The organism is Aureibaculum marinum (assembly GCF_003813905.1).
GTDB lineage: Bacteria > Bacteroidota > Bacteroidia > Flavobacteriales > Flavobacteriaceae > Aureibaculum > Aureibaculum marinum.
The window spans coordinates 62,210-87,461 of sequence record NZ_RPFJ01000098.1; the positions used below are offsets into that span (position 1 = coordinate 62,210).

The 25,252-nt window shown below is 30.1% G+C and carries 23 protein-coding genes; 7 read left to right on the plus strand and 16 right to left on the minus strand.

Going from position 1 to position 25,252, the window contains the following annotated elements; all coding sequences use genetic code 11:
• The first annotated feature begins 1 nt into the window (after position 1).
• From EGM88_RS15350 to EGM88_RS15370, 5 genes are read left to right on the plus strand one after another with little or no spacing between them, the layout of a single operon-like run.
• A complete protein-coding gene (locus EGM88_RS15350) occupies positions 2–685 on the plus strand; it encodes an SDR family NAD(P)-dependent oxidoreductase (RefSeq protein ID WP_123899297.1) in 684 nt (227 codons plus the stop codon).
• A gap of 4 nt (positions 686–689) precedes the next feature.
• The gene (locus EGM88_RS15355; RefSeq protein ID WP_123899298.1) at positions 690–1,151 is read left to right on the plus strand and encodes a TspO/MBR family protein; all 462 of its coding nucleotides are present in this window, start codon (positions 690–692) and stop codon (positions 1,149–1,151) included.
• Between the two features lie 11 nt (positions 1,152–1,162).
• Complete coding sequence (locus EGM88_RS15360; RefSeq protein WP_123899299.1) at positions 1,163–1,333, plus strand: Lacal_2735 family protein; 171 nt, start codon at positions 1,163–1,165, stop codon at positions 1,331–1,333.
• Positions 1,334–1,801 carry an SRPBCC family protein gene (locus EGM88_RS15365; RefSeq protein WP_123899300.1) on the plus strand — a complete coding sequence of 156 codons (468 nt, stop codon included), beginning with the start codon at positions 1,334–1,336 and terminating at the stop codon, positions 1,799–1,801.
• Positions 1,794–3,086 (plus strand): cryptochrome/photolyase family protein, encoded by a 1,293-nt coding sequence (locus EGM88_RS15370; RefSeq protein ID WP_123899301.1) that lies wholly within the window; start codon positions 1,794–1,796, stop codon positions 3,084–3,086. The genes EGM88_RS15365 and EGM88_RS15370 overlap by 8 nt, the downstream gene beginning before the upstream one ends.
• A gap of 1 nt (position 3,087) precedes the next feature.
• Here EGM88_RS15370 and EGM88_RS15375 read toward each other — a convergent pair whose 3' ends face one another.
• The 11 genes from EGM88_RS15375 to EGM88_RS15425 all read right to left on the minus strand — a co-directional run bounded on the left by EGM88_RS15375 (position 3,088) and on the right by EGM88_RS15425 (position 17,499).
• Complete coding sequence (locus tag EGM88_RS15375; protein WP_123899302.1) at positions 3,088–3,756, minus strand: hypothetical protein; 669 nt, start codon at positions 3,754–3,756, stop codon at positions 3,088–3,090.
• A gap of 36 nt (positions 3,757–3,792) precedes the next feature.
• Positions 3,793–4,980 (minus strand): enoyl-ACP reductase FabV, encoded by a 1,188-nt coding sequence (gene fabV, locus EGM88_RS15380; RefSeq protein WP_123899303.1) that lies wholly within the window; start codon positions 4,978–4,980, stop codon positions 3,793–3,795.
• 96 nt (positions 4,981–5,076) lie between these two features.
• Complete coding sequence (locus EGM88_RS15385; protein WP_123899304.1) at positions 5,077–6,345, minus strand: adenylosuccinate synthase; 1,269 nt, start codon at positions 6,343–6,345, stop codon at positions 5,077–5,079.
• Between the two features lie 62 nt (positions 6,346–6,407).
• Positions 6,408–6,872 (minus strand): Fur family transcriptional regulator, encoded by a 465-nt coding sequence (locus EGM88_RS15390; RefSeq protein WP_123899305.1) that lies wholly within the window; start codon positions 6,870–6,872, stop codon positions 6,408–6,410.
• Between the two features lie 87 nt (positions 6,873–6,959).
• Positions 6,960–9,179, minus strand: coding sequence for a RelA/SpoT family protein (locus tag EGM88_RS15395; protein WP_123899306.1), 2,220 nt, complete (start codon positions 9,177–9,179; stop codon positions 6,960–6,962).
• A 182-nt stretch (positions 9,180–9,361) separates the two neighbouring features.
• On the minus strand, positions 9,362–10,591 hold the full coding sequence (locus tag EGM88_RS15400; RefSeq protein ID WP_123899307.1) for a M48 family metallopeptidase: 1,230 nt from the start codon (positions 10,589–10,591) through the stop codon (positions 9,362–9,364).
• Between the two features lie 3 nt (positions 10,592–10,594).
• On the minus strand, positions 10,595–11,053 hold the full coding sequence (locus tag EGM88_RS15405) for an NlpC/P60 family protein (protein ID WP_123899308.1): 459 nt from the start codon (positions 11,051–11,053) through the stop codon (positions 10,595–10,597).
• 47 nt (positions 11,054–11,100) lie between these two features.
• Entirely contained in the window at positions 11,101–11,892 is a 792-nt protein-coding gene (locus tag EGM88_RS15410; RefSeq protein WP_123899309.1) for a TrmH family RNA methyltransferase, read from the minus strand.
• Positions 11,893–11,936: 44 nt separating this feature from the next.
• A complete protein-coding gene (locus EGM88_RS15415; protein WP_123899310.1) occupies positions 11,937–13,232 on the minus strand; it encodes an amidohydrolase family protein in 1,296 nt (431 codons plus the stop codon).
• Positions 13,233–13,243: 11 nt separating this feature from the next.
• A complete protein-coding gene (locus EGM88_RS15420; protein ID WP_123899311.1) occupies positions 13,244–16,225 on the minus strand; it encodes an amidohydrolase family protein in 2,982 nt (993 codons plus the stop codon).
• 191 nt (positions 16,226–16,416) lie between these two features.
• Positions 16,417–17,499, minus strand: coding sequence for a DUF3810 domain-containing protein (locus EGM88_RS15425; RefSeq protein WP_123899312.1), 1,083 nt, complete (start codon positions 17,497–17,499; stop codon positions 16,417–16,419).
• 128 nt (positions 17,500–17,627) lie between these two features.
• On the opposite strand from EGM88_RS15425, the gene dnaB reads away from it, so the two are divergent.
• Positions 17,628–19,142, plus strand: coding sequence for a replicative DNA helicase (dnaB, locus tag EGM88_RS15430; RefSeq protein WP_123899313.1), 1,515 nt, complete (start codon positions 17,628–17,630; stop codon positions 19,140–19,142).
• A 203-nt stretch (positions 19,143–19,345) separates the two neighbouring features.
• Positions 19,346–20,560 carry an asparagine synthetase B gene (locus EGM88_RS15435; RefSeq protein WP_123899314.1) on the plus strand — a complete coding sequence of 405 codons (1,215 nt, stop codon included), beginning with the start codon at positions 19,346–19,348 and terminating at the stop codon, positions 20,558–20,560.
• A 46-nt stretch (positions 20,561–20,606) separates the two neighbouring features.
• On the opposite strand, the gene gcvT is transcribed toward EGM88_RS15435, so the two are convergent.
• The 5 genes from gcvT to EGM88_RS15460 form a co-directional block, all read right to left on the minus strand.
• The gene (gene gcvT, locus EGM88_RS15440) at positions 20,607–21,689 is read right to left on the minus strand and encodes a glycine cleavage system aminomethyltransferase GcvT (protein WP_123899315.1); all 1,083 of its coding nucleotides are present in this window, start codon (positions 21,687–21,689) and stop codon (positions 20,607–20,609) included.
• Positions 21,690–21,842: 153 nt separating this feature from the next.
• Positions 21,843–23,132 (minus strand): threonine synthase, encoded by a 1,290-nt coding sequence (gene thrC / locus EGM88_RS15445; RefSeq protein ID WP_123899316.1) that lies wholly within the window; start codon positions 23,130–23,132, stop codon positions 21,843–21,845.
• Between the two features lie 16 nt (positions 23,133–23,148).
• Positions 23,149–23,688, minus strand: a complete 540-nt coding sequence (gene rsmD / locus EGM88_RS15450; RefSeq protein WP_123899317.1) for a 16S rRNA (guanine(966)-N(2))-methyltransferase RsmD — start codon at positions 23,686–23,688, stop codon at positions 23,149–23,151.
• A 9-nt stretch (positions 23,689–23,697) separates the two neighbouring features.
• The gene (locus tag EGM88_RS15455; RefSeq protein ID WP_162497601.1) at positions 23,698–24,549 is read right to left on the minus strand and encodes a DUF3822 family protein; all 852 of its coding nucleotides are present in this window, start codon (positions 24,547–24,549) and stop codon (positions 23,698–23,700) included.
• The gene (locus tag EGM88_RS15460) at positions 24,515–25,246 is read right to left on the minus strand and encodes a hypothetical protein (RefSeq protein WP_123899319.1); all 732 of its coding nucleotides are present in this window, start codon (positions 25,244–25,246) and stop codon (positions 24,515–24,517) included. The genes EGM88_RS15455 and EGM88_RS15460 overlap by 35 nt, the downstream gene beginning before the upstream one ends.
• Between the last annotated feature and the right edge of the window lie 6 nt (positions 25,247–25,252).

The following is a 25,252-nucleotide window of genomic DNA, read 5'->3' on the forward strand; positions in this document are numbered from 1 at the left end:
AGTGAAAAAGATAATAATCATTGGTGGAAGTAAAGGAATTGGTAATGCTATAGTTCAAAGTTTAGTAGAAGAACATGAAATTATAAACATAAGTAGAACGCCTTCTAAAATTAATCATAACAATTTTAGTCAGTATAAATGTGATGTTTTAAAAGATCAATTGCCTAAAATCGAAGTAGCAGATAATTTAATATATTGTCCTGGAAGTATCAATTTAAAACCAATTTTAAGATTAACTTTAGAAGATTTTAAAACTGACTTTAATATAAATGTTTTAGGAGCCATTAAAGCAATACAGAACTATCTTCCAATCTTAAAAAAAGGAAATAATCCGTCCATCGTTTTGTTTAGCACAGTGGCAGTTAAAATGGGTATGCCTTTTCATTCTAGTATTGCCGTGGCTAAGGGTGGAGTGGAAGGCCTAGTAAAATCATTAGCTGCAGAATTGGCTCCTAAAATAAGGATTAATGCAATTGCACCTACAGTAACAGATACTGATTTAGCAGATAAATTATTACGTGACGATATTAGGAAGAAAAAAATTGTAGAAAGACATCCATTGAAAAAATATTTAAATCCTAAAGAGGTAGCAACTATGGCAGATTTTTTAATATCTGAAAAAACGGCTTCTATTTCTGGACAAATTTTTGAAATGGACTGCGGCATTGTAACATTACAAATATAAAAAGATGAAATATAGTTTATTGGTTATAGTTTTCTTAGTAATAAATTTTACAGCATTAGGTGTTGGCAGTTGGTTAATGAATAATGGGCCACAAACAGAGTGGTATATCAACCTAAATAAAGCTCCATGGACTCCACCGGGATGGGTTTTTGGGGCTGCCTGGACTATTATAATGATTTGTTTTTCAATCTATATGGCTCAGCTTTACTCAGTAGATAAATCGGCGTTGTGTTTTGGGTTGTTTGTTATTCAAGTTGTATTAAATGTAAGTTGGAACTATGTGTTTTTTAATCAACATCATGTAGGGTTAGCTCTTGTTATTATTACTTTACTTACATTATTAATTATCTATTTTTTTATTACTTATTACAGTCAGTTAAAATTAGTAAGTCTATTACTGGGGCCATATATTATATGGTTGTTAATTGCTACTTCTCTCAATTATTACATATATTCTAACAATTAATAATATTAAATATGTTTAACTTATTTAAGAAAAAATCAGAAATAGAAAAGCTAAATGATAAATACAAAAAGCTTTTAGAGGAATCGCATAAACTTTCTACAACAAATCGAAAAGAAAGTGATTCAAAATATGCTGAAGCTGATGAAATACTTAGAAAAATAGAAACATTAAATAAAAACTAAATGGCATTTTATCAATTAGTAAAATCACAAAAAATTAATTGTACCATTGATGAATTATGGCATTTTATATCTTCGCCAGCGAATCTAAAAGAGATTACACCTGATTATATGGGGTTTGACATTATTACTCAAGATTTACCAGAAAAAATGTATGAAGGTATGATTATAACTTATATCGTGACACCGCTTTTTGGTATAAAAACAACTTGGGTAACTGAAATTACACATATAAAAGAAAACAGCTATTTTGTTGACGAACAACGCGTGGGGCCATATGCACTTTGGCATCATCAACATATTATAGAACCCATTGAAAATGGTGTTTTAATGAAAGATATTGTTAGTTACCAACCTCCTTTTGGTTTTTTAGGAGCCGTTGCCAATACTTTACTAATTAAACAGAAACTAAAAGAAATATTTGACTACCGAACTAAAGCTGTAGAAAATCAATTTGGAAGATATGAATAAAATAAAAGTTAATATTTTTTGGTTTAGACGAGATCTAAGACTTCAAGATAATATAGGGTTACAAGAAGCCTTGGCAAGTTCGCTACCTGTGTTGCCAATTTTTATTTTTGATGATGATATTTTAGAAGATTTGCCTAATAATGATGCTAGAATTAGTTTTATTTATTATTCGCTTAAAAATATTCATTTAAAACTGAATAAAAATGAGAGCTCTTTACTACTTAAAAAAGGAAATGTAGAAAAAATTTGGAGAGAGCTTACTTTAGAATATAATGTGAATAAAGTTTTTTATAACAGAGATTACGAACCTTATGCGATAAAAAGAGATGCTAAAATTTGTAAATATTTAAAATCACAAAATATTGATGTTTTACATTTTAAAGATCAAGTAATATTTGAGAAAAATGAAATTTTAAAAGAAGATAAAACGCCATATACCATATATACACCTTATAAAAATAAGTGGTTAGAAAAATTGAAAAATGATGGGTTAAAAATAACTGAAGAGCAACTAAAACTAAAAAAGTTTTTTAAGTTCAACGTCGCTTTTCCTGAAATAGAAACATTAGGTTTTGTAAAAAGTAAACAGAAGGTTTATCCTGTAAATTTGAATTGTATTTCTGATTATGATAAAAATAGAGATTTTCCTTCGAATAAAGGTACTTCTTATTTATCGCCTCATTTGAGATTTGGCACAGTGAGTATTAGAAAATATGTGGCCATAGCACTTAATAAAAATGCTGTATTTTTAAGTGAATTGATTTGGCGAGAATTTTTTATGCAGATATTATTTCATTTCCCGAATGTGGTCACTTCAAATTTTAAACCAAAATATAATGGAATTAAGTGGAGAGATAATCATACCGATTTTAAACGATGGTGTGAAGGTAAAACAGGATACCCATTAGTTGATGCTGGAATGAGAGAATTAAATGAAACTGGTTATATGCATAACCGAGTTAGGATGGTTACTGCAAGTTTTTTGTGTAAACATTTATTAATTGACTGGAGGTGGGGAGAGGCTTATTTTGCTGAAAAATTGTTAGATTATGAATTGTCATCAAATAACGGAAATTGGCAATGGGCTGCAGGTACGGGTTGTGATGCAGCTCCTTATTTTAGAATTTTTAATCCGACTACACAACTAAAAAAGTTTGATGAAGATTTAAAATATACTAAAAAATGGATTCCTGAATTTGATTTGGGTTACTCAGAAGAAATGGTAGATCATAAGTTTGCAAGAGAGCGTGCATTAAAAGCTTATAAAATAGGGTTACAACGGTAGCTTATACAGCTTCATCATTATTAACTACTGTTATTTTTCCGTTTTCATCTACTTTACACTGTGTTTGAATGGTGCGTTTTAAAATTTGTTTTTCATTTTCAGGATTAAAACAAGACTCTTTGTCAGTCAGGTAAATATTATAATCTTTATCAATTTTAAATTGTCTATCCCAACTACAATCATAATTAATACCTCCTGCCAATATTAACTTATCAATAACATTTGTATTTTCATCAAAAGTTTGAAGTTCAAAGTAGGGGAGTGTCTCTGGTTCTTCAGAGTTTTGATAAGTAAAAATTAACACCTTAATATTGTTAATGTCAGGCAAACGCAAATAGAAATATCCTTTTCCTTTGTAAGGATAGTTTTTACTGTCTGTTATTAACAAATTTTCATCAATTAAAAATGTTGTTGAATCAGAAAAGTAGGTGTTTAATTTTTCGTTCTTGTCAATTTTATTATTTTTTTCAAAAGCTTCTAAGGTATAATGGTAGTCCATAATAGAATCTTTATTAAAAGCAAATGAAAAAGGGAGTTCTTGAATTGCAATGCTGTCAAAATCATTTATGGATATTAAATCTTTTGGGTTGTTATCCGATTGCACTTGTTTTTTACATGCTTTAAAAGTTAAGATAACGATTAAGCTTAATACGATACTTTTTCTTAGCATTATAATTTTTTTAATTTATAAATTCGGATTTAAACACTACTGCAATCCTGGTATATTTACCATTTCATTGGTTTCTTTATCATAGTCGATATTTTCAAAATTAAATCCAAAAAGATGGAAAAAATCATCTTTATACCCTTGTAAATCACCAATACTCGAAAGGTTTTCTGTTGTTGCTTTTTTCCAAAGTTCAACTACTTTTTCTTGTACATCATCACGCATTTCTAAATCGTCTATTCGTATTCTTCCTTCATTATCTGTTGGTATTTTATCAAGAAATAATCGTTCTTTAAACAATCTATAAATCTGCTCTATACATCCTTCATGAATGTCTTTTTCTTTCATTACTTTATATAATAAAGAAATGTACAATGGAATTACAGGAATTGCAGAACTAGATTGAGTAACTAATGCTTTATTAACAGAAATATAGGCTTTACCGTTAATGTCTTTTAGTATATCGGTAATTTTAAAAGCGGTAGCTTCTAAATGGTCTTTTGCCATGCCAATAGTTCCTTTTCTGTAAACAGGTTCTGTTAATTTTGGGCCTATATAAGAATAGGCTACAGTTTTAAAATTATCAGCAAGTAACTCTTCATTTTTAAGTTTGTCAATCCAAAGTTGCCAATCTTCACCACCCATTACAGCAATTGTATTTTCAATATCTTTTTCAGTGCCAGGTTCAATTGAAATGTCTTTTATTTCACCTGTATGAAAATCAACAGTCTTATTAGTATATGTATTTTCAATTGGTTTTAAGGTTGATTTGTAGCGTATTCCGGTTTCAGGATGTGTTCTAACAGGAGACGCCAAACTGTAAATTACTAAATCAACTTTACCAAAATCCTTTTTTATTAATTGAGCTGTTTGTTCTTTAATTTCATTAGAAAAGGCATCTCCATTAATACTTTTGGCATAAAGCCCTTCTTTATGAGCTTGTTTTTCAAAAGCGGCTGTATTATACCAACCAGAAGATGCTGTTCGTCCTTCTAAGGGTGGTTTCTCAAAAAAAACACCAATAGTTGCGGCATTAGAACCAAAAGCACTAGTTATACGAGAAGCCAATCCAAAACCTGTAGAAGCACCAATAACTAAAACTTTTTTAGCACCATCAATATTACTTTTAGATTTTATATAATTAATTTGTTTTTGAACGTTTTCTGCACAACCTTCAGGATGTGAAGTAACGCATATAAATCCTCGAGTTTTTGGGTGTATAATCATTTTCTATTTTGTTTTATTTAAAATAGCGACAAACTATTTCTGCTGTTTTTCACTTTTGAAATCAGAACGTTTAAAAAAATATGTTATTTAGGTTAATTACCTAAAAATGGTTTGTTTTCTATCAGGTCCAACTGAAACAATTTTAATAGGAACTTGCACTTCTTTTTCAATAAATTCGATATAATCAATAAGGTTTTTTGGAAGTTGATCTGCAGATTCCATTTTTGTAAGATCGTCTTGCCAACCTTTAAATTCAGTATAGTTAACTGTTACATTTTCAGGTTCAATGTTATAAGGTAAATGAGTTATCTTTTTACCTTTATAGTTATATGAAGTACATACTTTTAGAGTGGAAAATCCAGAAAGTACATCTCCTTTCATCATGTGTAATTCTGTAACACCATTGATTTGTACTGCATATTTTAAAGCAACTAAATCTAACCATCCACAACGACGAGCTCTTCCGGTAGTAGCTCCAAACTCATGACCAACTTTAGCCATTGTTTTACCATCTTCATCAAACAATTCAGTAGGAAATGGACCTGAACCAACACGTGTGGTATAAGCTTTAAAAATACCATAAACTTCGCCAATTTTATTTGGAGCAACACCTAAACCAGTACAAGCTCCTGCTGCTGTAGTATTGGAGGATGTAACAAACGGATATGTTCCAAAGTCTATGTCTAATAGAGATCCTTGAGCTCCTTCTGCTAAAATGGTTTTATTATTTTGCATAGCATTGAATAAGTATTCTTCGCTATCAATAAATGTTAATTGTTTTAAAACTTTAACTGCTTCACAGAATTGTTTTTCTAATTCTTCGAGGTTAAATTCAATATCTACATCAAAATAATTCAGCATGTTTAAATGCTTATCTGTCAGTGCTTTGTATTTATCTTTCCAATCTTCCAATTCTAAATCACCTACACGCATTCCATTTCTACCTGTTTTGTCCATGTATGTAGGGCCTATTCCTTTTAGGGTAGAACCAATTTTTGCTTTTCCCTTAGAAGTTTCAGAAGCGGCATCTAATAATCTGTGTGTAGGTAATATTAGATGAGCTTTTCGAGAAATTAATAATTTTGATTTAAAATCAATATTATAAGGAGCGAGGTTTTCTAACTCTTTTTGGAAAATAACAGGATCAATAACCACCCCATTACCAACAATATTTACTGCTTTATCATGGAAAATTCCTGAAGGAATAGTGTGTAATACATGTTTGTTACCATCAAAAAGTAACGTGTGTCCTGCATTAGGCCCTCCTTGAAAACGAGCTATGATGTCGTAATTTTTTGTGAGTACATCTACTATTTTACCTTTTCCTTCATCGCCCCATTGTAAGCCAAGTAATAAATCAACCATTTTAATATTATTTAATTTCTTTGGGAGGTGTTATAGATATTTTATAAACACCTCATTATTAATTATTTTGTATTTTGTTTTTGTTCTTTTTTGTTATTTCTTTCACCATAGAAATATAAAGAGTGATTGTTAACTTTTATATCAAATACCTCTTCTATAGTTTTTTTTATAGTTTGAATTCTAGGATCACAAAATTCAATTACTTCACCTGTATCTGTCAAAATTATATGATCGTGTTGCTTATCAAAATATGATTTTTCGTAATGGGCCTGATTTTGACCAAATTGATGACGTCTAACTAAACCACATTCTAACAGTAATTCTATCGTATTGTAAAGTGTAGCTCTACTTACACGATAATTTTGATTTTTCATATAGATATAAAGTGATTCTATATCAAAATGATCATCGTGATCATAGATTTCTTGAAGAATAGCATAGCGTTCAGGTGTTTTTCTATGGTTGTTTTGTTCTAAAAAATTTGTGAAGACACTTTTTACAATTTCCTGATTTTTAGAATTATCCATTTCTATCTTTATTAAACGAGCAAATTTACGGTTTAAAAACAAGTATTTCTCATTGGTTTATTAAAAAAGTTTAAGAACTTTTAAACACTAGTTATTTAGACGTTGAATTTTGTCAATTCCATCTATTTTCTTTAATTTTTCCATTAGTTTTTTTAATTGTTCATTATTTTTTATACCAACGGTTATATAGCCTGAAAAAACGCTTTGTCCTCCAGAAATATTAATGTTGTATATGTTTACATTCATATTGCTAGAGATTATTTGAGTAACTTCGTTTACCAAGCCAAGATGGTCAATACCTGTTAATTTAAGTTGTACTTTGTACTCTTGTTGTGTTGAATCTATCCATTTTGCCGTAATTACACGATACGCAAATTGAGATTGCATACTTATTGCATTAGGACAATTTTGTTTGTGTACTTTAATACCGTCTGAAACAGTTACAAACCCAAAAACTTTGTCTCCTGGTATGGGGTTGCAACACTGGGCTAATTTATATTCTAATTTCTCTTCATCCTTACCAAAAACAAGTAAGTCAAATTTATCGGTGAGTTCTTCAGACTTGGTATCAACTGTTTTTTTCTCACTTCTTTTAATGGTGTTTTTAAAAAATTTGTAAATGGCATTACTTCTTTGACTTACAAAATTTTTAAGTTGTTGATTGTCTATAGCTCCATTACCAAATCTATAAAATAAATCGTGACTTGTTTTTAGTTTAAAGTAACTCACAAGTTCATTTATTGTTTTTTCGTTGAATGGTACTTTTAAATGCCTTAATTTGCGTTTTAGAATCTCTTTTCCATCATCTGCTACCAATTTTTGGTCTTCTTTTAAGGCTGCTTTAATTTTAGATTTAGCTCTAGCCGTTTGAGCAAAATCTAACCAACTTAATTTAGGTTTTTGATTTATTGAAGTAATAATCTGAACCTGATCACCACTATTTAAAGTATGACTAAGCGGAACCAATTTGTTATTAACTTTAGCACCTCTACAGGTCATACCTACATCAGTATGTATGGCAAAAGCAAAATCTAATGGAGTAGCACCTTTTGGTAAAGATTTTATATCTCCTTGAGGAGTAAATACGTATATTTCTTTTGAATATAAATTTAATTTAAATTGTTCAACAAAATCAACGGCATTTACATCTGGGTTTTCTAATGTTTCTTTGAGTTTATTTAACCAGTTTTCTAACCCACTTTCTTTTTCATTACCATGTTTGTATTTAAAATGAGCCGCATATCCTTTTTCGGCTATTTCATCCATTCGTGTTGATCGAATTTGAACTTCTATCCACCTCCCTTTAGGCCCCATGACCGTAATATGAAGCGATTCGTATCCAGTTGATTTAGGTTGTGAAATCCAATCACGTAAACGATTGGGATTAGGGTTAAAACTATCAGTTATAATAGAATATATTTTCCAAGCATTAAATTTTTCATCTTCTAAATTAGAGCTATAAATAATTCGTATTGCAAATTTGTCGTAAATTTCATCAAAGGAAACCCCTTGATTCAACATTTTTTTTCTGATTGAATAAATCGATTTTGGCCTTCCTTTTATTACATAGTCAAAATTTTCTTTATCTAATGCTTTTTCTACACTTTCTGTAAATGTTCTTATATATTCTTCTTGTTGCTCTTTACTTTCTGTTATTTTTGTTAAAATATCGTTATAAACTTCAGGTTCAGTATATTTAAGCCCTAAGTCTTCAAGTTCTGTTTTAATATTATACAACCCTAATCTGTGGGCTAATGGAGCATAGATATATAAGGTTTCTGAAGATATTTTTATTTGTTTATGATGCGGCATAGAGTCCATAGTTTGCATATTATGCAATCTGTCCGCAATTTTTATTAAAATTACTCTAACATCATCATTTAGTGTTAAGAGCATTTTTCTGAAATTTTCAGCTTGAATTGAAACTTCTTGATCTTTATTTAATCTAGAAATTTTGGTTAAACCATTTACTATTTTAGCCACAGTTTCTCCAAAAAGACCTTCAATATCTTCAAAAGTATAATCGTCAGAATCTTCAACAACATCATGAAGTAAAGCACACATAATAGAAGTAGCACCTAAGCCAATTTCATTAGCTACTATTGAAGCTACCGCAATAGGGTGATAAATATAGGGTTCACCAGATTTTCTACGTTGGTCTTTATGGGCATCAACAGCTACATCAAAAGCCTTACGTATCCGTTCCTTATCTTCTTTTGATAAGTGTTGGTAAGTAGACTTCAACATATCTTTATAGCGTCTTGCTATTTCTTTATTTTCGTCTTCTAAAGTTGCAGTATAAGCCATAGTTTAAAATTAGTGTAAAGAAATTTATTGGGCAAGTTTTTATTGGTTTTAGTGGCTGAAAACTGAGGTAAATCTATTGAGAACTACTACATATTAGTCTTAAAATTAATTAGGATGTTTTTTTTAATGTTCATAATACTAGTTAAAAAAAATTAGAAATTTTGACATCTATAAATTTAAAGTTATTGCATTGCTTTAATTCTTTGCAATAATGTAGGATGTGAATAATGCATAAAAACATAAGCTTTATGAGGTGTAAGGTTACTTAAACTATTTTTAGATAATTTTTTTAAAGACGAAATTAAGGGTTTTGCTCCAAAATGTGTTTTTGCGTATGCATCTGCTTGATATTCAAATTTTCTTGAAAAAATATTCATTATAAGCCCTGTTATTTCAGAAATAGGACTGTATAATACACCAAAAGCAATTAATCCAATATGGAAACTAGATTCTGATACAGACAGAGCATTAGCTAATAATTTATTATCAATAAAAAAAGATAAAATATATAGAGTAACACCTGTTAGTAATATAGAACTAATCATATTAAATATCACATGTTTCTTTTTATAATGTCCAACTTCATGGGCTAAAACAGCTACTATTTCGTTAATTTCTAAATCATTTATTAAGGTATCGTATAAAACAATACGTTTTTTCTTACCAAATCCAGTAAAATAAGCATTTGCCTTTGTAGAACGTTTAGATCCATCGATAACAAAAATTTTATCTAAATTAAATCCTACCTTCTGAGCAAAATTTTCTAATGCAGTTTTTAATTCACCTTCTTCTAATGGAGTTTGTTTATTAAATAAAGGGACAATTAGTGATGAGTAAAAAAGAGTCATAAATATGGAAAAAACAGCCATAAAAATCCAAGTATAAATCCAGAAATTTTGACCTGTTTGTTGGTAAAACCAAAAAATTAAAGCTAAAATTCCACCCCCTATAATTATCATTAATAACCACCCTTTAATTTTATCGATAAAGAATAATTTTTTTGTTGTTTTGTTAAATCCATATTTTTCTTCTATGACAAAGGTTTGATAATAGGATAGAGGTGTGGTAATGATATCACTTGCAAACATTATAATTCCAAAAAACAATAATGTAATTACCATTTCATTATCACTTAAGCCTCTTGCTAATTGGTCTACATAAGCAAAACCATCAAAGTAAAAAAAAGCAAGCGTCAATAAAAACGAAAATGCCCCGGTAATGCTTGAAAACTTAAAGTTTTCTTTTTTATAAGCCTGAGATTTCAAATATTCTTCTTGGTCATAAACATCATTCAATAATGGAGGGATAGCATCATCAAAATGTTTGGCATTAAGATAGTCTAGGTATTTGTCAACAATAAAATTTATAATTAAAATACCTATTATAATATTAAATACGATTTGTGCTGTCATTAATTAATAGGTTAAGATGCGTTTAGCGTATCGATATTTTTTTTTCCAATACGAGTTATTTAAACTAGACTTTATAATTCCTTTAGAAGTAGAACTATGTATAAAAATATCATCACGTAAATAAATACCTACATGTCTGTATTTTCTAGAAGGTCTAAAAAATACCAAATCACCAGGTTTTAATTTATTTTTAGACACTTTTCTTCCCATAGTTGCCATATCTTTGGTCATTCGTGGCAATTGAGTTTTTAATCCATCTTTATAAACTTTAGCAACAAAACCAGAGCAATCAAAACCTCTTCGGTCCGTACCACCATATTTATAGGGCACTCCTTTGTACAATTCATATTGTTTTTCTAATTCATTTTCAACTTTAGCTACTGCTGCAGCTTTTTTGGAGGCACCACAACTGGTTAAAAATAGAATGATGGCAATTGCTGAAAAATATTTAATTTTTGTCATAGTGTATTAATAACATGAATTTTACTTAAAATACGTCAAAAGTAAGTTTAGATAAAATTTCGTTGCCTTTTGGCTTCAAAAATAAGAATTGCTGCGGAAACGGAAACATTTAATGAATCTATTTGTCCTTGCATAGGAATAATTATATTTTGTGTGGAATTTGTAAGCCATTCATCGCTTAATCCTGTGGCTTCTGTACCAACTACAATTGCAGTACTCTTGGTGTAATCTATAGTTTGATATGGTTTTGAGGCGGTTAAAGCAGCACAGTAAATTGCACAGTTTTGTTCTTTAAGAAATTCAATAATTTCAGAAGTTGTTCCTGTTGCAATTTGTTTGGTAAATACACATCCCACACTAGATCTTATTATATTCGGATTGTATACATCTGTTTTGGGGTTTGCTATAAGTACAGCATCAACATTTGCAGCATCGGCAGTTCGCAGTAAGGCTCCAATATTACCTGGCTTTTCAGGAGCTTCTGCAACTAGAAGCAATGGGCTTTTAGATTTTAGTTTTAAATTGGATAAACTATTGTTTTTACTTTCTGCTATTGCAATAATTCCTTCGGTAGAATCGCGTTGTGCCAGTTTTTGGTAAATTTCTCTACTGATTTTAATAATTTCAGTATCAAAGAATTCTAAATTGTTATCTTTATAAATTGTTTCACAATATAACACTTGTGTTAAAGTATAGTTTCCTTTAAGTGCTAATGAAATTTCACGTTTTCCTTCAATAACAAAATGTCCCGTGTTTTTTCTAACCCGGGACTTATTTTGTAATTGTAGAATTTTTTTAATTAAGCTATTCTGTAAGCTTGTTATCTCTTTAAAATTCAATTTATACTATTTTAAAATGATTTTATACACGTATAAAAACAGAATTATTTTCCATATTTATTACTGTATCTTTTCCATAATTTTGTTTGATGTGTTTCTAGACTTATCATTCTTCCATCAATAAAAGCATGTGATAATTGATTACTACGCATGTCTAAGGCATCACCATCACAAATAATGAGTGTAGCACTTTTACCAACTTCTAGCGATCCATAATTTTTATCAATACCTAAAATTTTAGCTGTATTACTAGTAATTAATTGAAGTGCTTTTTCTTTGTTTAATCCTTGTCCAACTACTTGACCAGCATAAAAAGGTAAATTTCTACTATTCATTCGTTCCATTTGCCCACTATTTTCTAAGCCTACCAAAATACCAGCATCTGTTAGTAATTTAGGTAACTTGTAAGGCATATCATAGTCATCATCGTTGTTATCTGGTAATTTATGGGTTCTTTGTACCAATACAGGAACATTATGTTTTTTTAACAAATCAATGGTTTTGTAAGCTTGTGAGCCACCAATTAAAACCACATCTTTTACTTCCATTTCTTTAGCTAAAGTTATTGCATCAGTAATTTCTCGAGCATCATCTGCATGTATATATAATTTTTTTGTGCCATCAAATAATCCTAAGGTAGCTTCAAAAGGTAAATTTTGTGTAGCCTTATTTCCTAAATTATAAGTTTTTGCATCAATAAAAAATTGCTTAATATTGGCTACTTGAGTGCTGTAATTTTTATTCGGATTTACACCAGGAGCTTCACCAAATCGTCTTCTACCATTAGTAAAACTACTTGGCCAATTGAGGTGAATACCATCATCAACTTTAAGGGCGGCATCTTCCCAGTTCCATGCATCTAATTGAACAATAGAAGATGTTCCAGAAATTCTCCCTCCTCGGGGTGTAATTTGAGCAATTAACACCCCATTTGGACGCATAGTTTCTACTACTTTAGATTCAGCATTATAGGCTACTAAACTTCTAACATGAGGAATCATTCCTCCTATGTCAGATTGATCAATAGAGGCTTTTACAGCGTCAATTTCACCCAATCCTAACGTAGAATTGGGCATAATAAATCCAGGATAAACATGTTTTCCTTTGGCATTAATAATTTTACCCGTTGGGGTGTTGGAGTTTGCTTTTTCTATGGTAGTAATTTTGCCATTTTCAAAAGTGATTATGCTATTTTCAATAACCTCTCCATTTCCAATATGTGCTGTAGCTCCAATAATGGTTATTGGTTCAGATTGGGCATCAGCGGGTGTTTGTTGGGCTGTTAGTTCAACTGTACATGCTACTAACAGACTTAAAAAAATATGGTTGAAAATTTTCATTGTTTTATGTTTTAGTAGTTAATAGTATCGCAATGTAACTCTTCTTTTACTTTTCTTTTTGGAGCTTGTGTTGGAGCTCCTCCATTTTTTTCATTCAACATCATATTAATAAGTTTATTGCGTTCTTTTTTAATAGCTTCACGTTGTTGCTTATCTTTCTCTAAATCAAAATAAATAACACCTTCTATTATTGTTTTTTCGGCTTTAGCATAAACAGACAATGGATGGTCAGACCATAATACAACGTCAGCGTCTTTACCTACTTTTATACTACCAACACGGTCGTCAATATGTAATAATTTTGCAGGATTTAAGGTAACAAATTTCCAAGCTTCTTCTTCAGAAACTCCACCGTATTTTACAGTTTTTGCAGCTTCTTGATTTAAGCGTCTAGACATTTCTCTATCATCAGAGTTAATTGCGGTTACAATACCGACATTGTGCATAATTGAAGCATTATAGGGTATGGCATCTAATACTTCATACTTATAAGCCCACCAATCTGCAAATGTTGATCCGCCAACACCATGTTTTTTCATTTTGTCTGCTACTTTATAACCTTCTAAAATATGTGTAAACGTATTTACGTTAAAATTAAACTTTTCAGCTACTTTCATTAACATATTTATTTCACTTTGTACATAGGAATGAGCAGTTATAAATCGTTCTTTATTAAGTATTTCTACTAATACTTCCATTTCAATATCCTTGCGATAGGGTTTTCCACTTTTTTTTAGAGTCTCATATTCTTTGGCTCTTTGAAAATAATCGATAAGCATTTGTTCTACACCCATTCTAGATTGAGGAAATCTGTTGGTTGTTGTGGGATATCTAGATTGTTTTACATTTTCACCTAGTGCAAATTTTATAAATTTTGGACTGTTTGAATAAATCATATTATCTCCAATTTCTCCCCATTTAAGTTTTACAATAGCCGATCTACCTCCGATAGGGTTGGCTGATCCATGTAAAATTTGCATTGAAGTTACGCCACCTCCTAAATTTCTATAAATATTAATATCTTCACTATCAATATTGTCTTCAATGGTTACTTCTGCACTAGAGTTATGTCCTGCTTCGTTAACAGAATGGGCAGCAACATGTGAATGCTCATCAATAATACCAGCTGTTAAATGTTTACCAGTTGCATCTATAACTTTAGCAGAACCAGCAGATAAATTGGTACCTATTTTAGCAATTTTTCCATTTTTTAGTAATACATCTGTATTTTTGAGTATACCTTCTTCTTCATTGGTCCAAACAGTTGCATTTTTAAATAAAATGGTTTCTGACGTTGGTTTTTCTGCATAGCCATACCCTATATTAGGGTAGGTAATAGGCATAATTTCATGTAAATTATTTTTCCGTTTATCTGATTTTTCCGTTTTGAGAGAATTTGTTTTCTTAATGGCAGACCAGTTCGTTGTAGCTCCATTTGAAAGTTGAGCATTTCCTGTTATGGTATTGGAGTCTGATAGAATTCTAGCACTAAGGCGATGAATATCTCCTTTATCCATTATAATTAGACCTAACCAATTATCGGTATAGGTAGCATTTCCTTTTAGTTTTATAGAATCCGTTTTTATAGATACTTTTGGCTTTTCAGCACTTCCAGAAAAAGTAATTGTATATGTTTTTCCAGATAAATTTAAAGTATACTCTCCAGTTAAGTCTATAACAGACATGTCATTAATAATATTTCTAGTGCCTTGAACCCAATTTTCATATAATTTGGTTTTGGAATCAAAAATATCACCATCGGTAATTAAGAAATTGGCTTGCATTCCTTTATTTAAAGTGCCAATTTCATTACTCTTCCCTAAAATTTGTGCAGGTATTGTGGTTAATGCTTCTAATGCTTTTGTTTTATCTAAGCCATAATCTATAGCTTTTTGTAAGTTTTTAGTAAAATCTTTTAACGATTTTAATTCAGAAGTAGTTATAGAAAAAGGTACATTATTTTTGGCCAACACTCCTAAATTTATTGGAGCTTGATTCCAATATCGCATATCTGCTAAACTTATAAAGTCAGCTTGATAAGGATTTGTTACATCGTAAGCTTTAGGAAAATTTATAGGAATAATAAATGTTGCATTTGTATTTTTTATTTCATCAATTAATTGATATTCATTTCCTTTTCCAACAATGGTATATTGCACTCCAAATTGATCTCCAATTTTATCAGCCCGCAACGCATTGTGTTTATCACCGGCATAAAAAATCTGTTTTAAATTTTTGTTATTGTTAAAGGCTTCTAAAGTTAAATCTTTAGTGTTTACATTTCCCTTTGCATACCAATCAGCATCTAAGTAAACTTGACGTAGTAAAGCCATTGCCCCCATTAAAGAAGTTGGGTAAGATTGTCTGGAAGTACGACTTTTATTAAAAGATAAATATTGAGCAGATTTTACATCTAGTAATCTTTTAGCGTCAGAATCTTTTGAATTTAAAGCAACTAAGATTCCGTTTCCTCGTACAATACCATCAGGCATGTGTGTATTTACTACACCAAAACCTGCATTACGCAATTCCTCTGCTTTTTTTGAATCAAATTTAAATGAATCTAAAGCATCTGTTTCTGCTCTAATGTGTTCGTTCCAATAGTAGCCTTTACGGTTAGAATCATATTGCGGAGATTGTCCGAAACTTCTTCGTTCTGATTTTGGTGGGGTAATACCAAAATCAGAATAGGCATCAATAAAGGAAGGATAAATACGTTTGCCTTCAAGATTAATTTTGACGGTGTTTTTTGGTAAAGTAATACTGGTGCCTACAGCACTAACTTTTCCGTCTTTAATTAATAATGTACCTTTTTTGATGGTTTTTGTAGGACTAACAATAATAGTGGCATTAGTAAATGCCGTATAATTATCATTTTTTGATTTGACACCATCATTTTTAGGAAAATACTCTTGAGCTACTAGTGTAGTACAACTAACAAAAGCAATACACAAAAGTGCCAAAAAATGAGATGAGAAGTTGGTAGTTTTCATACAATTATATGGGTTAGTTAATAATAGGTTTTTAAAAATATAGATTATTAGCTAGCTGATTGAAAGAATAGTTAAAATTAACATTTTTTTAAGATATGAGTTCTATTTTAAAAAATTCTAATACTATTCATTTTCAAATATTAATTTCATTAAATGTTATTCAAAATCAATAACCGTTTAAATTTTTAATATTAGTTTTTATATATTCCATATTCTAAATCATATGCAATCAATAAATCTACCATTTTACTATAGGTTAGCATTCCTTCTTTTTGTTGATTTGCTTTTAAATAGCTATCGTAAAATAGTTTAAAAAAAGGTTCTAATTTGTTTTTATAAGACAACCAAAATGTTTCAGATTCTTTACTATTTTTTAATATTCCTTTTGGAATTTGTTCTATAAATTCATTTGCTTTAGTTTGATCAAAAAAATAGAGACCAGAAATACAGTATCGTAAGGCTTTTAAGTTTGCTGAATATTGAAAATACAAGTCTTCACTACTTGTAGCTGCCAAAAAACCAATAAAATTGGCTTCATTTTCAAATCCTATACCTAATTGATGAGCAACTTCATGGCAACTGATTGAAGGTAAATCTATTTTTGGTACATTATTATTTACCTGAGCTTCACCAGATAATGGATTTAAATAACCAGAAAAGCCCATGTAGCTTAAAGGAACACTAAATATTGAATTTTTTAAAGAAACTGTATTGTATTTAAATTGAGGATAATCTTTGGCTAAGGCATCATAAGCCAATTGAGTTTTATCTAAGATTTCATTTTTAGAATAAGGTACTATTACAGCTAAAGAATCATTAGCTACAAGTTTAACATGTATTTGTTTTAATTGAGTTAATATTTTTTGTGTTAAATTACTCAACTGCTCAACCGTATATGATTTTTTTTCTAATTTTAGGTTTATATATAGCGAATTTCGGTAATAGTTTAAACCCCAAAAGAAATGAAAGAAAAAGTAAAAAACAGAGAGATAAGCTCCAAGTTTAAAAATTTTTGATATTGTATTTTTAAATTTATCTTTGATCCAACGTATTATACTAATTAGAAGAGTTAATCCAATAAAAAAATATAAAATATCACCAATAGAAAAAGGAATCCACCCAAAAACCATTCTAAAAAATCTTGAAATAATAGGGTATAGTCCTGTAGAATAAAACCGTTCAACTACTTCAGGAAAAAACGAAATTAGTTTTATTAGAAGTATTTGTACAAGTAGAAATAGGCTAAGTATTTGATATTGGGTTAGTTTCTTCATTGGTCAAAAATACTTAAAAAAAATTGGTATAAAACTTATTAACAAATATACCAGTTGTTAACAGTTTCTGTTCAAATATAATTGTATTTTAGTGTAAAATTGAAAAAGAAAAAATTACATTTGCCACAATGGAAAATTTACAACCTGTTAGTACAAAAAAAGCCAATAAAGGTACATTAATTAACCTAGAAAAAGGCAAGTTGCCACCACAAGCTGTTGACTTGGAGGAAGCAGTTTTGGGTGCTATGATGATTGATAAAAAAGGTGTTGACGATGTAATTGATATATTACATGCAGAGGCCTTTTATAAAAAAGCACATCAAATAATTTTTGATGCCATGTTCAGGTTGTTTAATGAATCAGAACCTATTGATTTATTAACGGTTTCTACACAGTTAAAAAAAGATGGTCAACTAGAAAATGTAGGTGGAGATTTTTACCTTGTTGGGTTGACGCAAAAAGTAGCATCTTCTGCTCATATTGAGTTTCATGCTCGTATAATTATTCAAAAATATATACAAAGACGTTTAATAAGTATTTCTAGTGAAATTATTGACGAAGCTTATGATGAAACTTCAGATGTTTTTGATTTGTTAGATTCTGCAGAAGCAAAATTGTTTGAGGTTACACAAGGAAACTTAAAGAAAAGTTCTGAAGCAGCAGAAGGATTAGTTTCTCAAGCCCTAAAAAAAATTGAAGAAATTTCTAATAAAGAGGGGATGAGTGGTATACCATCTGGTTTTACTAAGTTAGACGCCCTTACTTCTGGATGGCAACCTTCTGACTTGGTAATTTTAGCAGCTAGACCAGGTATGGGTAAAACCGCATTTGTAATGTCAATGGCAAAAAATATGGCAATTGATTTTGATACACCAGTAGCTATATTTTCTTTAGAGATGAGTTCTGTTCAATTAATTACAAGGATGATTTCTAGTGAAACTGGAATTTCTTCTGGTAAATTAAGAAAAGGTGATTTACAACCTCATGAATGGGAACAACTTAATGTTAAAGTAAAAAATTTGTCTAAAGCTCCTATTTTTATTGATGATACACCGTCATTATCTATTTTTGATTTACGAGCAAAAGCAAGACGTTTAGCATCACAACATGGTGTTAAAATAATTATCATTGACTATTTGCAATTGATGACTGCAGGTAACATGAATAAAGGCGGTGGTAATAGAGAGCAAGAAATTTCAACAATTTCTAGAAACTTAAAAGCCTTGGCAAAAGAATTAAGTATTCCTGTAATTGCCTTATCTCAATTGTCTCGTGCAGTAGAAACTCGTGGAGGAAGTAAACGTCCGTTACTGTCTGATTTACGTGAATCTGGTGCTATTGAGCAAGATGCCGATATTGTATCTTTTATTTTTAGACCAGAATATTATGGATTAACAGAATGGGATGATGATGATCATAGTCCTTGTGAAGGTCAAGCAGAGTTTATTGTTGCAAAGCACAGAAATGGTGGATTGGAGAATATTCGTTTAAAGTTTGTTGGAGAATTGGCACAGTTTTCAGATTTGGAAGAATCTTTTACAAGTGAATTTCAGTCTAAAATGAACGATTTTATAACACCTCAAAATCCACAAGATGCTTTTGATGATATAGATAATAATGATGATGGAGTTGTTCCATTTTAAGCATTAACTATAGCTATTTTAGACATAACTAAAACTTTATTATTTTCTAAACTTTTAAAGTGCTTATTTATACTACTTTAAATTGATTTATTTTTACTTAGTAAACTGTAACTTATGTTTAATTTTATTAATTGTAAATTGAGTTCATCTTGAATTTTAAAATAAAATATATATTCGTTATAGTCATTTTTCTTATTAGTAAAATGACTTTTGCTTCATTCATTTTAATACCTATGGATGAAGTAGGTCAAAAAAATCATTTAAAAGCTTATGGAATTACCTATTTCTCGTTAACTAAAGGGAAGGATGTAAAATGGTTGCTTAATTATAAAGGTGGTTCATTTTTATTGGAAGACCATGAAGAATTTAGGAATGAATGTAAAATTAGAGGAGTTTCTTATGAAGTTATTTCAGATACAGAAGCACTTCAAATTTTAGAATTTATTGCGAGTCCTTCTCAAAATATGGAAGCTGTTACCTTAGAAAAGGCACCTAAAATAGCGGTATACTCTCCAGAAGGAAAGAAGCCATGGGATGATGCTGTTACTATGGTATTAAACTATGCAGAAATACCTTATGATGTTATTTATGATGAAGAAGTATTACAAGATAAATTAGTGTTATATGAATGGTTACACCTTCATCATGAAGATTTTACAGGGCAATATGGTAAATTTTATGGTGCCTATAGGGCTGCTCCTTGGTATATTCAAGAAAAAGCGAATGCGGAAAAATTAGCCAAAAAGTTAGGCTATACTAAAGTATCAGAAGAAAAATTAGCTGTTGCATTGCGAATTAGAGATTATGTAATTGGAGGTGGATTTATGTTTGCCATGTGTTCTGCTACAGATAGTTTTGATATTGCACTGTCTGCTGAAGGAGTTGATATTTGTGAAGCTATGTTTGATGGAGATCCTTCTGAGCCAAATTACCAAGACAAGATTGATTTTAATAAAACCTTTGCTTTTACAGATTTTAGACTGGTAAAAAGTCCGATGGAATACGAATTTTCATCTATTGATATGACTCAGAAAAGAAACATTCAAAGAACTGAAGATTATTTTTCGTTACAAGAATATTCTGCAAAATGGGATCCAATACCTACAATGTTAACTCAAAATCATACTTCTTTAGTTAAAGGATTTATGGGGCAAACTACAAGTTATGATAGGGCAAATGTAAAGTCTACCGTGTTGGTAATGGGTGAAAACAAAGTGAATGATGAAGCGAAATATATTCATGGAGTAAAAGGAAAAGGAATGTGGACCTTTTACGGAGGTCATGATCCTGAAGATTATCAACATAGAGTAGGAGATCCTAAAACTGAATTGGATTTACATCCAAACTCACCAGGATATCGATTGATTTTAAATAATGTTTTGTTTCCTGCAGCAAAAAAGAAAAAACAAAAAACATGATAATTATTAAACAAGGTTAATAATTATCATGTTAAATATATAGTAGTTAGCCTTTATAAAAAGGTAATTTTACTACAGTAGCGGGAATAGATTTTTTTCTAATGGCAATGTTAATAGTACTACCTGTTTTAGCATATTCAACAGGAACATATCCTAAACCTATACCTTTTCTTAAAGAAGGACTCATCGTGCCAGATGTAACAGTACCAATTTTTTCACCATCATTATCTACAATATCATAATCATGACGTGGAATACCTTTTTCAGTCAACTCAAAACCAATTAATTTTCGTTTTACACCTTCTTCTTTTTGTTTTTTAAGATTTTCTGAATTTATAAAGTCTTTAGTAAATTTAGTAATCCAACCTAAGCCAGCTTCTAAAGGAGAGGTGTCATCATTAATATCATTGCCGTATAAGCAATACCCCATTTCTAAGCGTAATGTATCTCTAGCAGCTAAGCCTATTGGTTTAATACCATAATTTTTGCCAGCTTCTAAAACTTTATTCCATACTTGCTCTACTTCTGAGTTTTTACAATAAACTTCAAATCCACCAGAACCTGTATATCCTGTAGCTGAAATAATTACATGTTCAATACCTGCGAAGTCAGCAACTTCAAACGTGTAAAATTTTATAGTTGATAAATTAACAGAAGTTAAAGATTGCATTGCTTCAGCAGCTTTCGGACCCTGAATTGCTAATAAAGAATAATCATCAGATAAATTTCTCATTTCAGCATTCATTGAATTGTGTTTGCTAATCCAATCCCAATCTTTATCTATATTTGATGCATTTACTACTAAGAGATATTTTTCTTCATTAAATCTATAAATAATTAAGTCATCAACAATACCTCCATTTTCATTAGGCAAACAGCTATATTGAGCTTGACCGTCCACCATTTTAGAAGCATCATTTGAACTAACTTTTTGAATTAATTCCAAAGCATTAGGTCCAGTTATTAAAAATTCACCCATGTGAGAAACATCAAAAACGCCAACATTATTTCTAACCGTTTCGTGTTCAATATTAATGCCTTCATATTGTACAGGCATGGTATATCCTGCAAAAGGGATAAGTTTTGCTCCAAGAGCTTCGTGTATATGAGTTAGTGCGGTTTTTTTCAAAATAATAAGTTTTAAGGTTTGAAAATAGTTACAATTCTTTGTTGACTAGGGCTGTTACCTAAATAAAACAACATGTATTTTTACTTTTTAACTCTTAAAAATACAAGAATATTTATGTTTAAGTATGCTTCCTGTCTAAAACAAAATTAGGAATTATTTAGTCAATAAAAAAGATTTTAATTCATTGTAATTACTAATAAATGTTGCATTTTTTGTTTTACCTATTACTGCTTCTATTTGGGCAGGATAGGGTATAGTTTTTTCAACAACAGGTTCAACAACGTCTAAGAACTTTACAGGATGTGCAGTTTCTAAAAAGATACCGTACGTATCATCTAGGTTATGTTTTTTTAGTCCAAGATAACCAACAGCTCCATGCGGATCAGCGATATAATTGCAATTGTTATATATGTCTTTCATGGCTTGTTTAGTTTCATCATCCGTAAAAGAGTAGGAGTATAGGTCCTTTTTTAACATTTCTATATCGTTATTATATATTTTTTGAATTCTAATAAAATTACTAGGGTCTCCAACATCCATAGCATTAGATATGGTTTGATGAGAAGGTTTAGGAGTGTATATTCCAGTTTTTAAATACTTAGGAACTACATCATTAATATTAGTAGCTGCAATAAATTGAAAAATAGGTAACCCTAATTTTTTTGCCATCATTCCAGCACAAATATTTCCAAAATTGCCACTAGGCACAGAAAATACAAGTTTTTTATTCTTTTCTTTTAATTGTTTGTAAGCAAAAAAGAAATAAAACATTTGAGGCAACCAGCGAGCTACATTTATAGAGTTGGCTGAAGTTAATTGTATTGTATTGGTTATAGAACGGTCTAAAAAGGCTTTTTTCACCATGGCTTGACAATCATCAAAAGTACCATCAACCTCTAAAGCAGAAATGTTTTGCCCTAATGTTGTTAATTGTTTTTCTTGGACTTCACTAACCTTTTTACTAGGATATAAAATAACAACCTTTACATTTTTAACACCTAAAAAACCACTTGCCACGGCACCACCAGTGTCTCCTGAAGTTGCTACTAAAACTGTTACTTCTTTAGTGCTATTTCTATTAAAATAACCTAAACATCGAGCCATAAATCTGGCTCCAACATCTTTAAATGCCATTGTTGGTCCATGAAATAACTCTAAGGTTTTAATAGTATTCTCTATATCAACTAAAGGAAAGTTAAAGCGTAAAGTTTCTGAAATAATTTCTTTTAAAATATCTTCTGGAATTTCATCTCCTACAAATTGTTGAATTGCTTTAAAAGCAATTTCTTCATTAGAATAGGAGTCAATATTTTTAATAATTTCTGAAGAAATTGATGTTATACTTTTAGGAAAATACAGGCCTTTATCTTCTGCCAATCCTTTTATAACGGCATCTTTAAAAGATACTTCTTTTGCTTGGTTATTTAAACTGTAGTATTTCAAAGTATTATATTATTAATTATTCAAGGTCAAAAAAACTAAATACACTACCTCCATATTTTTTAGAATACCTAAAATTAGGCAAGTCTGTAATGTCAGTATGCTTTGAATGTTCTATAATAAGTAGTCCGTCACTATTTAATAGACTGTTATCAAAAACCAATAAAACAATTTTTTCTAATTGATCTTTGGTAAAATCGTAAGGCGGATCAGCAAAAATAATATCAAATGTTAATTTAGTATTACTTAAAAAGCTAAAGGCTTCACTTTTAATTGCGGTAATGTTAAGTTTAAGTTCGTCAGCAGTTTTTTGAATAAACTGAATTGAATTATAATGGTTATCTACACAAAGTATTTCTTTAGCTCCTCTTGAACCAAATTCTAAACTAATGCTGCCAATACCTGCAAAAAGGTCTAATACAGACAAATCATCAAAATAATAATTATTATTTAGGATGTTAAACAGAGCTTCTTTTGCAAAATCGGTAGTTGGCCTAGCCGGAAATTTTTTTGGAGCTGTAATTCTTTTACCTTTATACTTACCAGAGATAATTCGCATATGTATTGTTTAATATTGGTTAAGTATGGAATAGTAAGTTCGTTTGTCGGTTTCTGTAAATACATTATCAAAACTATATTTAGATCTATTTTCAAGAAGGCTAACATTTCTAATATATTTATAAGCCATGGAATACAAAGCATCGTTTTTTTCAACTGAACCTAACAGTACAAATTCAAATTTTTCAGGATTTAATTTTAATTGTTCTGCGGTAAATAAAACGTAATAAATAAAATCTTCTTTTGTTGAAAACTTAAAGGTATTATACAATTGTAATTTTTTATTAGCAATTACAATCAACTCAAAGTGTCCATGACCAATATGAGCAAATACCTTTGGTACCAAGCTATATTTATAAATGGACAGTAAGTTTTCTATTAAAACAGTTGAATTGTGTTTGTATTCAAAATGATGGAACTGATCTATTAAAAAGTTATTTATATTTACGAAAGGAATAAAAATACTTATAATATCTAAATTTTTAATTTCGTCAAAAACTATGTAGTCTTGAGGAAAAACTTTCGTGTTAAAACTTACATAATCTTGAAGTCTGTCTTCATTAAATAATGTTTTAGGAACTAAAGTAAATAACTCATTAATATGAGTTACGCTTACAGAACTATATTTACGTTTTAACAATTCTTCATTACTAAAAATTGAAGAAATGTTAGCAATTAATCGTTGTGGTGAGTTATTCGCTTCGTTAAAAACAAATTCACTAAGAGCAACAAAATTATTATTTACTTTGTCTAAAACACAAAAAGAAAATCCACCCAAACTGAATTGGATGGATAAATGACTATCCTCTAGATTATTAATGTCTAGACTATTCGTTATTAGATTTTTCTTCTGCTGTATCATATTTAGGTGGCCAGTTACCTCCAGTTTTAACATCTTCTAAAGAACCTACTGATATATATTCTCCTCTTACCTCAACACCACCAAGAGCTTCTTTTTCTTGCCTTATTAAATCTTTATCTAAACCTTCTAGAACAATTGCTTTATCTACTTTGGCTTCAAATACCGAGGCTTTAACTCCTTGAACTTTTTCAACAGAACCTATTTGTAAATCAAACTTAGCATTAGTGCCAGGAACATTAAACATGTTTTTATAGTCTCTTCCAGCAAAATCTGCTCTTACATCTCTAAATCCTAAGGTATCCACAACTCTTTTTTCAACATCAATAGTAAGTGCTCCTCTTTGTTCTTGAACAACAATATTTTTTGTTTCAGTTATAGCAAATTTAGCAGTATCTATAAATTTAATCAACGCATCTTGATTGTCAGTAAATTTACCCGTTACTTCTCTGTGAGCTAATTCGGCATCACGTATGGTCTTTAAGTTATCAATGACCTTTGTATACCTCTTTACTTTTTCTCTGTTAAACTCTATTGGAGCCATTATAGCTTGATAAATACTATAGCCTAAAAATGCAATAACTACCCAAAGTAAAATAGAAATTACAGGCCTTACACCTTTTGGGATTTTATTTACAATTAAATAAGCTAATAGTGCAACTACTAGAACTGCAGCAATGATGGTTAGAATCGTGTACATCTTTTA

Coding starts and splice junctions, on each gene's coding strand:
- EGM88_RS15360 (WP_123899299.1), top strand. CDS start 1,163: ATGTTTAACTTATTTAAGAAAAAATCAGAAATAGAAAAGCTAAATGAT.
- EGM88_RS15420 (WP_123899311.1), bottom strand. CDS start 16,225: ATGAAAACTACCAACTTCTCATCTCATTTTTTGGCACTTTTGTGTATT.
- EGM88_RS15400 (WP_123899307.1), bottom strand. CDS start 10,591: ATGACAGCACAAATCGTATTTAATATTATAATAGGTATTTTAATTATA.
- EGM88_RS15355 (WP_123899298.1), top strand. CDS start 690: ATGAAATATAGTTTATTGGTTATAGTTTTCTTAGTAATAAATTTTACA.
- EGM88_RS15455 (WP_162497601.1), bottom strand. CDS start 24,549: ATGATACAGCAGAAGAAAAATCTAATAACGAATAGTCTAGACATTAAT.
- EGM88_RS15390 (WP_123899305.1), bottom strand. CDS start 6,872: ATGGATAATTCTAAAAATCAGGAAATTGTAAAAAGTGTCTTCACAAAT.
- EGM88_RS15435 (WP_123899314.1), top strand. CDS start 19,346: ATGACTTTTGCTTCATTCATTTTAATACCTATGGATGAAGTAGGTCAA.
- dnaB (WP_123899313.1), top strand. CDS start 17,628: ATGGAAAATTTACAACCTGTTAGTACAAAAAAAGCCAATAAAGGTACA.
- EGM88_RS15415 (WP_123899310.1), bottom strand. CDS start 13,232: ATGAAAATTTTCAACCATATTTTTTTAAGTCTGTTAGTAGCATGTACA.
- EGM88_RS15385 (WP_123899304.1), bottom strand. CDS start 6,345: ATGGTTGATTTATTACTTGGCTTACAATGGGGCGATGAAGGAAAAGGT.
- EGM88_RS15425 (WP_123899312.1), bottom strand. CDS start 17,499: ATGAAGAAACTAACCCAATATCAAATACTTAGCCTATTTCTACTTGTA.
- EGM88_RS15375 (WP_123899302.1), bottom strand. CDS start 3,756: ATGCTAAGAAAAAGTATCGTATTAAGCTTAATCGTTATCTTAACTTTT.
- EGM88_RS15365 (WP_123899300.1), top strand. CDS start 1,334: ATGGCATTTTATCAATTAGTAAAATCACAAAAAATTAATTGTACCATT.
- EGM88_RS15405 (WP_123899308.1), bottom strand. CDS start 11,053: ATGACAAAAATTAAATATTTTTCAGCAATTGCCATCATTCTATTTTTA.
- rsmD (WP_123899317.1), bottom strand. CDS start 23,688: ATGCGAATTATCTCTGGTAAGTATAAAGGTAAAAGAATTACAGCTCCA.
- EGM88_RS15395 (WP_123899306.1), bottom strand. CDS start 9,179: ATGGCTTATACTGCAACTTTAGAAGACGAAAATAAAGAAATAGCAAGA.
- EGM88_RS15460 (WP_123899319.1), bottom strand. CDS start 25,246: ATGTACACGATTCTAACCATCATTGCTGCAGTTCTAGTAGTTGCACTA.
- EGM88_RS15370 (WP_123899301.1), top strand. CDS start 1,794: ATGAATAAAATAAAAGTTAATATTTTTTGGTTTAGACGAGATCTAAGA.
- fabV (WP_123899303.1), bottom strand. CDS start 4,980: ATGATTATACACCCAAAAACTCGAGGATTTATATGCGTTACTTCACAT.